Source organism: Streptomyces venezuelae ATCC 10712 (assembly GCF_008639165.1).
In the GTDB taxonomy this organism is placed as follows: domain Bacteria; phylum Actinomycetota; class Actinomycetes; order Streptomycetales; family Streptomycetaceae; genus Streptomyces; species Streptomyces venezuelae.
The window spans coordinates 5,267,567-5,279,321 of sequence record NZ_CP029197.1 but is presented as its reverse complement, the minus strand read 5'-3'; the positions used below and the strand labels follow the sequence as shown (position 1 = coordinate 5,279,321).

10 protein-coding genes are annotated in these 11,755 nt (G+C 72.8%); 4 read left to right on the top strand and 6 right to left on the bottom strand.

What is annotated here, in order from left to right; all coding sequences use genetic code 11:
• Window positions 1–6: 6 nt before the first annotated feature.
• The 4 genes from DEJ43_RS24565 to DEJ43_RS24550 form a co-directional block, all read right to left on the bottom strand.
• Complete coding sequence (locus DEJ43_RS24565) at window positions 7–1,530, bottom strand: glycoside hydrolase family 3 protein (RefSeq protein WP_015036086.1); 1,524 nt, start codon at window positions 1,528–1,530, stop codon at window positions 7–9.
• Window positions 1,531–1,539: 9 nt separating this feature from the next.
• A complete protein-coding gene (locus DEJ43_RS24560) occupies window positions 1,540–2,406 on the bottom strand; it encodes a carbohydrate ABC transporter permease (RefSeq protein WP_015036085.1) in 867 nt (288 codons plus the stop codon).
• On the bottom strand, window positions 2,403–3,425 hold the full coding sequence (locus DEJ43_RS24555) for a carbohydrate ABC transporter permease (RefSeq protein WP_051025931.1): 1,023 nt from the start codon (window positions 3,423–3,425) through the stop codon (window positions 2,403–2,405). Before DEJ43_RS24555 ends, DEJ43_RS24560 begins: the two co-directional genes overlap by 4 nt.
• Window positions 3,426–3,555: 130 nt before the next feature.
• The gene (locus tag DEJ43_RS24550; protein ID WP_015036083.1) at window positions 3,556–4,851 is read right to left on the bottom strand and encodes an extracellular solute-binding protein; all 1,296 of its coding nucleotides are present in this window, start codon (window positions 4,849–4,851) and stop codon (window positions 3,556–3,558) included.
• A gap of 285 nt (window positions 4,852–5,136) precedes the next feature.
• Between DEJ43_RS24550 and DEJ43_RS24545 the strand changes: the two genes are divergently transcribed.
• Window positions 5,137–5,901 (top strand): GntR family transcriptional regulator, encoded by a 765-nt coding sequence (locus DEJ43_RS24545; protein WP_015036082.1) that lies wholly within the window; start codon window positions 5,137–5,139, stop codon window positions 5,899–5,901.
• An 82-nt stretch (window positions 5,902–5,983) separates the two neighbouring features.
• On the opposite strand, the gene DEJ43_RS24540 is transcribed toward DEJ43_RS24545, so the two are convergent.
• Together DEJ43_RS24540 and DEJ43_RS37840 are read right to left on the bottom strand one after the other, a co-directional pair.
• Window positions 5,984–8,845: a M56 family metallopeptidase gene (locus tag DEJ43_RS24540; RefSeq protein WP_158506268.1), complete on the bottom strand. Its 2,862-nt coding sequence runs from the start codon at window positions 8,843–8,845 to the stop codon at window positions 5,984–5,986.
• Between the two features lie 11 nt (window positions 8,846–8,856).
• Complete coding sequence (locus tag DEJ43_RS37840) at window positions 8,857–9,612, bottom strand: hypothetical protein (protein WP_015036080.1); 756 nt, start codon at window positions 9,610–9,612, stop codon at window positions 8,857–8,859.
• Between the two features lie 390 nt (window positions 9,613–10,002).
• On the opposite strand from DEJ43_RS37840, the gene DEJ43_RS24530 reads away from it, so the two are divergent.
• The 3 genes from DEJ43_RS24530 (at window position 10,003) to DEJ43_RS38595 (ending at window position 11,725) form a co-directional block, all read left to right on the top strand.
• The gene (locus DEJ43_RS24530) at window positions 10,003–10,209 is read left to right on the top strand and encodes a hypothetical protein (protein WP_015036079.1); all 207 of its coding nucleotides are present in this window, start codon (window positions 10,003–10,005) and stop codon (window positions 10,207–10,209) included.
• A gap of 26 nt (window positions 10,210–10,235) precedes the next feature.
• Window positions 10,236–10,514, top strand: coding sequence for a hypothetical protein (locus DEJ43_RS24525; RefSeq protein WP_015036078.1), 279 nt, complete (start codon window positions 10,236–10,238; stop codon window positions 10,512–10,514).
• A gap of 143 nt (window positions 10,515–10,657) precedes the next feature.
• Window positions 10,658–11,725 (top strand): glycosyltransferase family 2 protein, encoded by a 1,068-nt coding sequence (locus tag DEJ43_RS38595; RefSeq protein WP_015036077.1) that lies wholly within the window; start codon window positions 10,658–10,660, stop codon window positions 11,723–11,725.
• Window positions 11,726–11,755: the final 30 nt, after the last annotated feature.

Below are 11,755 nucleotides of genomic sequence, written 5' to 3'. Positions count from 1 at the left end.
GGGCGCTCAGGCGCCGGTGCCGACCACGGCCTCGGCGGCCGCGCGGCCGCAGACCCGGGCCGCGCCGTGCGTGGCGACGTGCAGGGCCCCGCGGGGCTCCGCCTCGTTGAGGCCCATCTCGACCACGACCGTGTCGGGGCGGGCCGCGACCAGGCCGTCCAGCGCCTCGGTCATCCACGGGTGCCGGTGGAGGTCCCGTACGACCGCCACGATCCGCCGCTCCCCCGCGGCGGCCAGGACGGCCTCCGTCGAGGCGTCGGCGAAGGAGCCGGTCTCCGTGCCGGGCAGCAGCCGCTCCAGCTCGGCGGCGATGCCCCAGGGGGTCTCGTCGCCGACCGCGAAGTTCGCGACGGGGGTGAAGGCGGCCACGTAGGGGGCGCCGGTCATCGGCGTGTACGGGCGCTCCCCGCGGGTCACCTTCAGGGCCCTGCGGGCGGCGACGAGTCCGATGTCGGCGCCGGGCGCGGTCCCCTCCTGCACTGCCGCGCCCGGCACCGATCCAGCCCCCCTGACCCGGTGCGCCTGGGTCCAGGACGCCAGGGCGCGCACGCGCGCCGCGGCGTCGGCCAGCCGCTCCTCGGGCAGTTCACCGGTCCGTACCGCGGTCACGAGCGCGTCGCGCAGCCGCAGCACGGTGTCCTCGTCGCACAGCCCGCCGCCGACGCAGATGGCGTCGGCGCCCGCGGCGATGGCGAGGACGGATCCGCGCTCGATGCCGTACGTCGCCGCGACGGCCTGCATCTCCATGCCGTCCGTGACGATGAGCCCCTCGAAGCCCAGTTCCTGGCGGAGCAGACCGGTGAGGATCTGCGGGCTCAGGGTGGCCGGGCGGTGGGGGTCGAGCGCGGAGAGCAGGATATGCGCGCTCATCACCGCTTTGGTACCCGCGGCGACGGCCGCGCGGAAAGGCACCAGCTCACGGGCGTGCAGTGTGGCGAGGTCCACATCGATCCGGGGCAGCGCGTCGTGGGAGTCGACGTTGGTGTCGCCGTGTCCGGGGAAGTGCTTGGTGCAGGCCGCGACCCCGACGCCCTGGAGGCCGTCGACGTACGCCACGGTGTGCCGGGCGACCAGGTCCGGGTCCGCCCCGAAGGAGCGGACGCCGATGACCGGGTTCTCGGCGTTGGAGTTGACGTCGGCGGAGGGCGCCCAGTTGAGGTCGACTCCGCAGGCGGCGAGCCGGCGGCCGAGCTCGCGGGCCACGGCCCGGGTGAGCTCGACGTCGTCGACGCTGCCCAGCGCGTAGTTGCCGGGGAAGGACGAACCCTGCTTGACCTCCAGGCGGGTGACGTCGCCGCCCTCCTCGTCGATGGCGACGAGGACGTCGTCCCGCTCGGCCCTCAGCTGCGCGGTGAGCGCGGTGAGCTGCTCGGGGCTGACGATGTTCCGGCCGAAGAGACCGACCGACGACAGGCCCTCGCCGATGCGGCGGAGCAGCCAGTCGGGCGCGGTGGTGCCGACGAAGCCGGGCTGGAGCACCGTGAGCGCGTCACGGGTCAGGGTGTCCGTGCCGTGTACGAGTGTGGTCATGGGGAGCCCTTATCCCTTCACCGCGCCGGCGGTCATGCCGCCGACGGCCTTGCGCTGGAGGAAGAGGAAGACGACGAGCACGGGGAGAGCGAAGAGCGTGGAGGCGGCCATGGTGGCGCCCCAGTCGCTGCCGAACGCGGTCTGGAACTGGGTCAGCCAGAGCGTCAGGGTCTGCGACTCCTTCTCCTTGTTCAGCATGAGGATCATGGCGAACTCGTTCCAGGCGGTGATGAAGCCGAAGAGCGAGGTCGACATCAGGCCGGGGGCGAGCAGCGGGAAGATCACCTTGCGGAACGCCTGGCCCCGGGTGCAGCCGTCGATCTGCGCGGCCTCCTCCAGCTCGACCGGGACGGCGGCGATGAAGCCGCGCAGGGTCCAGATCGTGAAGGGGAGGACCATCACGAAGTAGATGAGCGTGAGCGTCGGGATGCTGTTCAGCAGGTCGTTCTCACGGGAGATCATGTACATCGCGATGACCATGACCTCCCAGGGGGCCATCTGCGCCATCATCACGACGAGGACGATGCCCTTGCGGCCCTTGAACTTCATCCGGGCGATCGCGAAGCTCGCGGCCAGCGCGACGAGCAGGGCGAGCAGCACGGCGCCGATGGTCACCATGAGGCTGTTGGTGACATAGGTCCAGAACAGGTCGACCCCGGTGGCGGTCGTGTAGTTCTCGAACGTCGGGGTGAAGACGAAGACGGGGTCCTTCGTCATGATCTCGTGCTGCGGCTTCAGCGAGGACGAGAACATCCAGTACACGGGGAAGACGAACACGACCGCGAGCACGAGGGCGGTGAGGTTCTTGGCGACGACGCCGACCGAGAGCGGCTTCCTGGTGCGCAGCTTCTGCGGAGTCTGGGTGGTGGCGCTCACAGCTCCTCCTCCTGCTTCAGGATCAGGCGGAAGTAGAAGGACATGACCGCGATGAGCATCACGATCGTCAGGATGGAGATGGCGGCGGCGACACCGTAGTGGAACTGGCCGACGCCCTCGATGTAGGCGAAGACGGGGAGCGTCTCGGAGCCGCGGTCGGGGCCGCCCTGGTTCATGGCGTACACCTGGGCGAACGCCTTGAAGATCCAGATGATCTCCAGGAACGTGGTGATCATGAAGAAGGACTTCAGGTTCGGGAAGACCACGGCCCAGAAGGTGCGCCAGCCGCTGGCGCCGTCCATCTTCGCGGCCTCGTACAGCTCGGACCCGATGGTGGTCAGGGCGGCGTACATGTTGAGGGCGACGAACGGGATGGAGCCCCAGACGAGCAGGATCATGATGATGACCAGGGTGGAGAACCCGGTCTCGAACCAGTTGTGCTGCTCGTAGCCCTCGAAGCCGAGGGTGCGCATCAGCCAGTTCACGACGCCGAACTGCTCGTCGAAGAGCCAGCGGAAGACCGTGACGGAGGCGACGATCGGCATGGCCCAGGCGAACATCAGGGCCAGCGAGAGGACCAGCCGCATCTTCTTGCCCAGGCGGTTGAGCAGCAGGCCGATGCCCGTGCCGATGGCCATGATGAGGGCGACGTTGACGGCCGTGAAGACGATGCTCCGGACGACGACGGACCAGAAGTCCGGGTCACCGAGGAGCTCGGTGTAGTTGTCGAAACCGATCCAGACGGTCTCGCGGGTGATGAATTCCTTCCGGTTGAGCTGCTGGAAGGAGAGGATCACATTGCGGACCAGCGGGTAGAGCAGCAGCACCGCCATGGAAAGGAGGGCCGGCGCCACGAGCAGGTACGGCAGCCAGCCGCTGGGCAGGGAACGTCTGCCGCGCGAAGGCTGAAGGACTTCCTTCGGGCCCGAAGAAGGTGGCGGAGTCTGAGACTTCCCTGCCGCCCTCCCGGGCGCGTCCTGAGGACCGGCGGTCGCCGTCCCCTGGGAGTCCACGGTCATGGTCTTATTCCTCGCGGTTCTGGGGCTCCCGCGCCCACCGGGGCGCGGCCCGGGGGAGCGGGCCGCTGATCACTCGTGAAGCGCCGGTGGTGCGGCCGGTGCGCTACCGGCCGCACCACCGGGCTACGGATTACTGCTGGTTGATGCGCTCGTTGATGACCTTGTCGGCGGCCTCGCCGGCCGTCTTGGCGTCCTCGCCCTTCAGGACCTTGGTCATGTAGTCCTTGATCGGGTTCGGGGCGGTCTCGACGTTCGCCCAGCCCGGGGTGACCGGGGTGACCTTGCCGGAGGCGGAGGAGGCGGCCATGGCCTCGGCGAAGGAACCGGCGGCCGGCTTGAACTGCGCCGCGTCGGAGTTCGGAAGCAGCGCGCCCTCGGTGGCGGCCGCGTACTTCGTCATGAACTCCTTGCCGGCGGCGAGCGCCAGCCACTCCTTCGCGAGGTCCTTGTTCTTGGAGCGCTCGGCGATGGCGAGGTTCGAGCCGCCGAGGAAGACGGAGCCCGGCTTGTCGGCGGTCTTGCCCGGGATCGGGAAGTAGCCGAAGTCGGCGGTCTTGCCGGCCTTCTTCATGGCGTCGATCGCGCCGCCGGCCTCCCAGCCGAGGCCGATCCAGGACGCCACGCCGCCCTTGGGGACGATGTCGGTCGACTGCTGCGGGGTCGCCTCGTCCTTGTCCTTCGGAGCGGTGGAGTAGGACGCCAGCTCCTTGTAGAAGTTCATGGCGTTGGCGGCCTCGGGGGAGGACAGGTTGCCCTTCCACTTGTCGCCGTCCTTGACCGCGAGGTCGCTGCCCTCGTCCCAGATGAGGCCGGCGAGCACGTACCAGGACTGGCCGGGCAGGTAGATCGCCTGCGACTTCGGGTCGGAGGCCTTGAGCTTCTTCAGGCCCTCGATCCACTCGGCGCGGGTCTTCGGCGGGGTGACGCCGGCCTTCTTGAAGGCGGCCTTGTCGTAGACGACGACGCGGTTGGCCGCGTACCAGGGGGCCGAGTAGAGCTTGCCGTCGAGCTCGTTGGACGCGACCATGCCCTTGTTCCAGGCGTCGTAGCCCAGGGTGGCCTTGTCGCCGCTCAGGTCGGCGAGTCCGCCGGTGACGGCGTAGCCCGCGGTCTGCGTGTTGCCGAGCTCCAGGACGTCCGGCGGGGTGTCCTCGGAGAGGGCGGTGGTGACCTTCTCCTGGATGCCGTTCCAGATCTGCTTCTCGACCTTGACCTTGACGCCCGGGTGCTTGGCCTCGAAGGCCTTGTTCACCTCGGCCATCCAGGCGTCCGGCGCGGAGCCGTCCATCACCCAGACCGTCAGCGTCTTGTCGCCCCCGGCCGACGCCTTGGCGCCGTCCTTACCCTTGTCACTGTCGGAACCGCACGCAGCGATAGAGACCATCATGCCTGCGACGCCGATCGCCGCGATGAGCTTGCGCTTCACGCCACCCTCCTCAGGGATGCCTGCAACCCCTGCCCACCGCGCGAAGACATACGTCAGGTAGTGCTCGTGGGGCTGGGACCTGGTCTTTAATGGTTTAGACCAGTACCCGGAGCTTGGCCTAGACCTTTAGGGGTGTCAAGGGTGTATAAGAAGGGCAGTCGCGTCCGTTATCGGACCGACACCTGAGGGAGGGCGACGACCCGTGACCGGTCCGTGCCACCATGTGAGCCGCGACAGACGGAGGAGCCGGTGACGGCAGCAGCACAGGAGTCGGGAAGGCAGGCCATGGCCACGGACGCGGGCAGCGCGGAGACGGAGAGTGGGGCGCCCACCCGTACCGCGCGCGTGCCCAAGTACTACCGACTGAAGCGGCATTTGCTCGACATGACGGAGACCCTGCCGCCCGGCACACCGGTCCCGCCCGAGCGCACCCTCGCCGCCGAGTTCGACACCTCGCGCACCACCGTGCGCCAGGCCCTCCAGGAGCTCGTCGTCGAGGGACGCCTGGAGCGCATCCAGGGCAAGGGCACCTTCGTGGCCAAGCCCAAGGTCTCCCAGGCCCTGCAACTCACCTCGTACACCGAGGACATGCGCGCCCAGGGCCTCGAGCCCACCTCGCAGCTCCTTGACATCGGGTACGTCACCGCCGACGACACGCTCGCCGGACTGCTCGACATCTCGGCCGGCGGACGGGTCCTGCGCATCGAGCGCCTGCGGCTCGCGAGCGGCGAACCGATGGCGATCGAAACCACCCATCTCTCCGCGAAGCGCTTCCCCGCGCTGCGCCGCTCCCTTGTGAAGTACACCTCCTTGTACACCGCGCTCGCCGAGGTGTACGACGTGCACCTCGCCGAGGCCGAGGAGACCATCGAGACCTCCCTCGCCACCCCGCGCGAGGCAGGACTGCTCGGTACGGACGTGGGCCTGCCGATGCTGATGCTCTCCCGCCACTCCCTGGACGCCCAGGGCGAGCCGGTCGAGTGGGTACGGTCGGTCTACCGCGGCGACCGGTACAAGTTCGTCGCGCGCCTCCAGCGCCCCAACGGCTGAAAACCGACGCCCCCACCGCACGGCCGACCGCACGGCCGCACCCCTCCGGGTGCGGCCGTGCGGCGTCTCCGGGCGCCGCGCCTCACCCGGCCTTCCCGTCGAGGAACAGCGCCGGCCAGTAGCGCGGCCCGTCCGTGCCGATCCGCTCCACCAGGGGGCGCAGCGCGGCGGCGGTCTCCCCGTACCCCTCGTAGAGACCGGCGAGCACGGCGTCGGCCTCGGCAGGCCGCACCTCTCCGCTCCGGTCCATCAGCGCGACACAGGCCCGTGCGGCGCCCTGGCCCCGCCGCAGCGCGTCCCGCCACGGCCTCCCAAGACCCGCGTCGGGAACGGCGAGGTGCCCCAGGGCCGTCGTGGTGGCGCGGTCGAGCGCCGAACAGATCGAGCGCATGCGCGGCACGTCGAGGGCGACGGTGCCACCGGAACCGTCCGGCGCCCGCCCCGCCAGCCGGTCGATCTCCGTACTGAAGTCCTCGTACGCGTCCGTCACCGCGGCGATGTCCGCCTTGCCCGCCACGCCGAACCACATCACGATCTGGAAGACCCGCACCCGCTCGGAACGCGCGTCCGGCGGCCTGCCGAAGGTCAGCGCGCTGCTCGTGCCCCCGCCCGCCGGGAGGGACAGCAGCGCCGCCGGCCCCAGCAGGACCGCGGCCGCGCACCCCAGGGCCAGGGCCGCCGCTCCGGCCCGTCCGCGCGCGGACGGGCGGCCGGCGTCCGCCGCCACCGGCCGCTCCGAAGCACCGCCGGCCCCTCGGCCACGGGACCGCCGCAGCAGCGCCGTGCAGACCGCGCCCGCGAGCGCCGCCGCCATCGCCGCCCCGAACAGGGCGGGCAGGACCGGACCGGCCAGCACCGAAAGCAGCGGCCAGCTGCCGGCGGGCACCCAGTGGCAGCCGTCCGCCATCGTCCGCAAGGGCCCCAGGCATCCGTCCACCGCCCCGAGGAGGAACTGCGCCGCCAGGGCAAGGGCCTGGGCGGAACCCGCCGCCACCAGCGCCCGGGCCAGCCAGAGCCGTTCGCGGCGGACCACCCCCACGACGGCCGTGACGACCGCCGTGACCACGCCTCCCGCCCAGACCGCGACGGTCAGCCACCACACGTACAGCAGGGCGAAACCCTGCCCCCGCAGCCCGTACCCCGGCCGCTGCCCGTACAGTCCCGCCTTCACCAGCAACAGCCCGGCCGTGCACAGGGCGCCGCCCGCGAGCCCGTGGAGCAGCGACCGGCGCAGCCCCGCCCGGGCCCCCGGCGGGCCGACCGCCCACAACAGGGCGGGCACCGCCCACAGCGCCGCGCCCGCGGCGACGAACACGAGCGAGTTGCCGTCCACCCCGAGCCGGGGCAGCACCGCCGCGATCCAGTCCAGCTCCGCCCCGTGCGCCGACCACTCCCCCGGAAACATCTCCGTCAGCAGCCGCCGCACCCCGTGCCGGCCGAACGAGTCACCCGCCGCGTAGAGGTTCCCGCCGCCCAGCCACCAGGTCATGCCCGCCACCGCCACCAGGACGGCCGCGGCCGCGCAGCCCGCCGCGGCGGCGTTCCGCCCGGTCCCGCCCCGCGCCGACCGCCACCCCAGCCGGGCACACTGCACGAGCCACGGCGTGAAGGCCAGGGCGCCGCACACCGGCACCAGCAGCACCCAGGGATGCTCCGGCAGCCAGCCGGTACCACCGGTGATGCCGGCGAGGAGGTCGCCCACCGCGAGCCCGGCACCGAGCGCCGCCCCCGCCCGCAGACCGCCGGAACCGGCCCCGCCGCGGTGCTCCGCGTACGCCACCGACCGCCAGGCCGCGAGGGCCAGCAGCAACGCCGTGGGCGCGGCGGCGAGCCACGTCGCCACCGTGCTGTCCAGGACCGCGCCCAGCTGGTGGCCCGTCGTCATGGCGGCCGCGCCGAGCAGGGCCACCTGAAGCGGTGCCAGCGAGAAGAGCAGCAGGGGGTCGTCGAGCGAGCGCCGCCGTTGCGACCAGGTCGGATGGGCGGCCCACAGCCCGCCGGCGCCTCTCGCGGTACGGCCCCGGGCGTCCCGCGCCCCGGTCCAGACCCGCCGGTCCGCCCCCAGGCCCACCGCGTCGGCGTCCGCGTGCAGTTCGCGGTGACGCAGGGTGTCGGCGCGGGCCAGCGCCACGAGTACGGCGAGACCCACGGCGCCGATCACCGCCCGCACCATGGGAGCCCGCTGCGCCGGCCAGAACACGGCGTCCGCCCCCACGAACAGGCCGAACTCGGCGGCGACCAGCGAACCGCCGTACACGAGCAGGAACGGCAGCGTCACCAGGACGCAGAAGACCCGCCAGAGGGCCGTCACCGCGTAGCCCAGCTCCACGTCCCGGTTGCGGATGTGGGCGAGCTCGTGCAGGACCACCGCCTCGAACATGGCCGGATCTTTTTCCCGGGCCACCAGGAGACCGGCGTACAGACACACCGTGCGGCGGCGCGCGTGGCCGAGGACGACGGCCCCGGCGCTCAGCCGTCCCGGGTCCACGGCGAAGTCGGGGACGCTGCGAAGCCCCGCCCGCCGGACCAGCCGGTCGAGGTCGAGGCGCAGACCGCCCGTCGGGTCCAGCCGCTCCGGCGAGAGGAGCCGGCGGCGGCGGGCGGCCCGCCGGGGCAGCCACAGGTAGAGGGCGAGCGCGCTGACGAGCAGGACGGTCATGGCGAGCGGCACCGGCCACCACCGGGGTGGGGCGGAGGCGCTCAGGCAGGCCTGGAGCGCCGCCTCCGCGTCACGGCCGACGCCGAGTTGTTCGAGGACCGTGCCCTCGGGGTCGAGGCCCGCCGCGAACCAGCAGGCCTGACGGGCGTCGTCCTCCGCCCACGCGCCGAGCATCACGTCCAGCATGTGATGACTGGCGGCGATCATGGCGAGCACCATCAGGGCGAAGCGCAGGGTCGTCCCGACGGGCAGGATCCGCGGGTCGAGCTCCCCGCGCCCGGCCACCTGGGACATGGTCAGGCCCGCCGCCCTTCCTGAGCCTCGCCTGAGGCCGCCTCGCCGGCGGCGCCTGAGGCCGCCTCGCCGGCGCCGCCTGACGCCGGCTCCCCGGCCACGCCCGCCGGACGTTCCGCCGCCCCGGTCACCGCCTCCCCGGCGCCTGCCGCCGCGCCTACCTCCGAGCCCTCAGCCGGACCTTCCGCCGCCCCGCCCGACGAACCATCCGCCGAGCCTTCCACCGGACCCTCCGCGGCCCCGCCCGACGAACCATCCGCCGAGCCCTCCGCCGGACCCCCCGCCCCCTCCCCCGTCGGCCCCTCCATCGCCAAGCGGGCCACCACGGCGTCCGCCAGGGCTTCGGCCGCCGTCGTGTCGAGGCCTCGGCCCAGCGCGCCCTCCTTGATCCGGGCGTGCACCGCGCTCAGCTGGGCCGCGTCCAGGGACGGCACGGCGAGCTCCGCGGCGGGTTCGGGGCGGCGCAGCACACGGCGCAGTCCGCGGCGCAGCGGCCCGCCGAGCCCGGCGGCGCTCCGCTCGACGGCGGCGCCGACCGCGGACCGGCAGGCCTCGTCGACGACCAGCCACACCAGGGGGGTGACCACGGCCGCGGCCTCCGCCAGGCCGAAGCCGAGGTCCTCGGGCCCGTCGGGTCGCCGCAGCGCGGCGAGCGCCTCGTCGGCTTCGAGCGCGGCGAGCCCCTGGAGCAGCGGAAGTTCGTGGGGCGCCTGCCGCGCGACCACATCCGCCACGACGTCCCGCACCGTCCCGCCCATGCCCCGCTCCCCCCGCTGACGCCACCTCCAACGATCGTGATTCCAGGGCGAGTTGGTAAGCCCAGTTCCGGACGGTCGGACCGTCGGGCGACCCCGGAGCCGTACGGGAAGGTCCCGGGCCCACGAGGAGGGGCCGGTAGTCCGCGGCACCTTCCGCCTGGCAGGAACGTGACGCCTCCCCCGAAGTCCCTGGTGGGCGGCGCGCGGCGGCCGCCGGGGGGCGCTGGCCACTCGCGGCCACGCGCTTGGCGCCACCCTGATCCCGGTGACAGGGCCGCCCCGGCCGGGCCAGTCTTGGACCCGTCGGAGCCGCCCGGGACAGTCCGGGAGCGGCGCCGGGAGTCCCGGCCCCGACGTTCCCCGCCCGCACGCCAGGAAGGCAGTTCCGCCATGCTCAGCAGCGCCCGTTACGCCGCTTTCGTCCGCGTTCAGGTCCGCCCGGTCCTCGCCCTGCTCGTCCCCGCCGCGGCCGCGCTGACCCTGGTCCTCTCCGCCCAGCCCGCCCCCGCCGGAGCGTCGGCCGTTGTCGCCGACGGAGGGCCGGCCGCGACCGCGCAGCCCACCACCGACGGCGGCGACGGCTTCTCCTGGGGCTGATCGTCATCTACCTCGTCGGCATCTCGATGAGGGCACCGGACGACGATCCCGCCCCGGACACCGACCCCCCACCGGCCCCGTCCGCCGCACTCCTCGTCGAGGCGCTGCACCGCGTCGCCCGTCCGCAGGACCGTTTCGAGTCCGCACGGGCGCTGGTTCTCGACCGGTCGGTCCGCCTGGCCCTGTACATCGGGGGCCCGGACGAGATCGAGGCCGTCGGTCACGCGCTGCAGCTCTGCCGGCGCCTCCTCGGCCACTCCCCCGAGCTCTCCCACCACCGCATCGCGGACTTCCGGCTCCTCTGAAGCGCCCCACACGCCACCCTGCGCCCCGCACGCCTCCCCGCGCCCCACACGCCTCCCCCGCGCTCGCACGCCTCCCCTCGCGTCTCCCGCACGCTTCCCCGCGCCCCCGCCCGTCCCCTGTCCGCCCCTTCCAAGGAACCCCCATGCCCAGGGCCCGTCCCAGCGTGTCCGTCATCATCCCCAACTACAACTACGAGAAGACCCTGCACGCCTGTCTGACCTCGGTCTTCGCCCAGACCCACGCCCCGCTCGACGTGATCGTCGTCGACGACGCCAGCACCGACGGGTCCCGGGACGTCGCCCGGGAGTTCGACGTCGTCCTGATCGCCAACCCCCACAACAGCGGGGTGTCCGCCGCCCGGAACCTCGGCGCGGCCGCCGCCCGCGGCGAGGTCCTCTTCTTCCTCGACTCCGACACGGCGCTCCACCCCGAGGCCCTCGCGAACGCCGTCGACCTGCTCGCCGACGACCCCGGTCTCGGCTGTGTCCACGGGGTGCTCGACCCCGAACCGCTCTTCGACGACGGGCCGGTGGAGCGCTATCACGCCCTGCACGCGCACTTCTGGCGCCGCCGCGCCGCCGGCGAGGTCAGGACCGCCTTCTTCGCCCTCGGCGCGATCCGCAAGGAGGTCTTCGAGGCCACCGGTCCCTTCGACGAGAACCTCCGGGACTCGGAGGACGTCGAGTACAGCGGCCGGCTGATCAGGACCCACCGGATCGTGATGACGGAGGCGATCCGCGGCCGGCACGACGACGTCGACCGGCTCGGGGCGATGCTCCGGGAGCAGTACCGGCGCTCGCAGCTGCTCATCGCGGCGCTCGGGCAGCTGCGTGAGGGCGGTCTCACCGCCAACCGGCCGCTCGGGGTGCTCGCCGCCGCGCTCACCCTCCCCGCCCTCCTGCTCGGCCTGCTCACCCCGTGGCTGCTCCTCGTCCCCGCGGTGTGCGCGCTGGTCTTCGCCTGCGCCGATCCGGGGCTGAGCCGCTGCGCGCTGCGGGCCCGTGGCCCGGGCTTCCTCCTGTACTTCACCGCCGTCCACTTCGTGCTGCACCAGGCGATCGTGCTCGGCGCGGCGCGCGGCACCGTGCGCTGGCTCACCGACCCGGACTTCGGGCCGAGCGTGCGCCGCCCCGCGACCGCCTCCGCCCCCTCCGCCACCACCGCCGCCTCCACCACCGCCGCCTCCGCCGCCACCACCACCACCGGATGACCGCCGCCCTTCCTCGTACGACCCTCCCCA

Excerpts from the sequence above, each read along its gene's own strand:
- DEJ43_RS24525 (WP_015036078.1), top strand. The coding sequence starts at position 10,236 with ATGAGGGCACCGGACGACGATCCCGCCCCGGACACCGACCCCCCACCG.
- DEJ43_RS24530 (WP_015036079.1), top strand. The coding sequence starts at position 10,003 with ATGCTCAGCAGCGCCCGTTACGCCGCTTTCGTCCGCGTTCAGGTCCGC.
- DEJ43_RS24545 (WP_015036082.1), top strand. The coding sequence starts at position 5,137 with ATGGCCACGGACGCGGGCAGCGCGGAGACGGAGAGTGGGGCGCCCACC.
- DEJ43_RS37840 (WP_015036080.1), bottom strand. The coding sequence starts at position 9,612 with ATGGGCGGGACGGTGCGGGACGTCGTGGCGGATGTGGTCGCGCGGCAG.
- DEJ43_RS24565 (WP_015036086.1), bottom strand. The coding sequence starts at position 1,530 with ATGACCACACTCGTACACGGCACGGACACCCTGACCCGTGACGCGCTC.
- DEJ43_RS24555 (WP_051025931.1), bottom strand. The coding sequence starts at position 3,425 with ATGACCGTGGACTCCCAGGGGACGGCGACCGCCGGTCCTCAGGACGCG.
- DEJ43_RS38595 (WP_015036077.1), top strand. The coding sequence starts at position 10,658 with ATGCCCAGGGCCCGTCCCAGCGTGTCCGTCATCATCCCCAACTACAAC.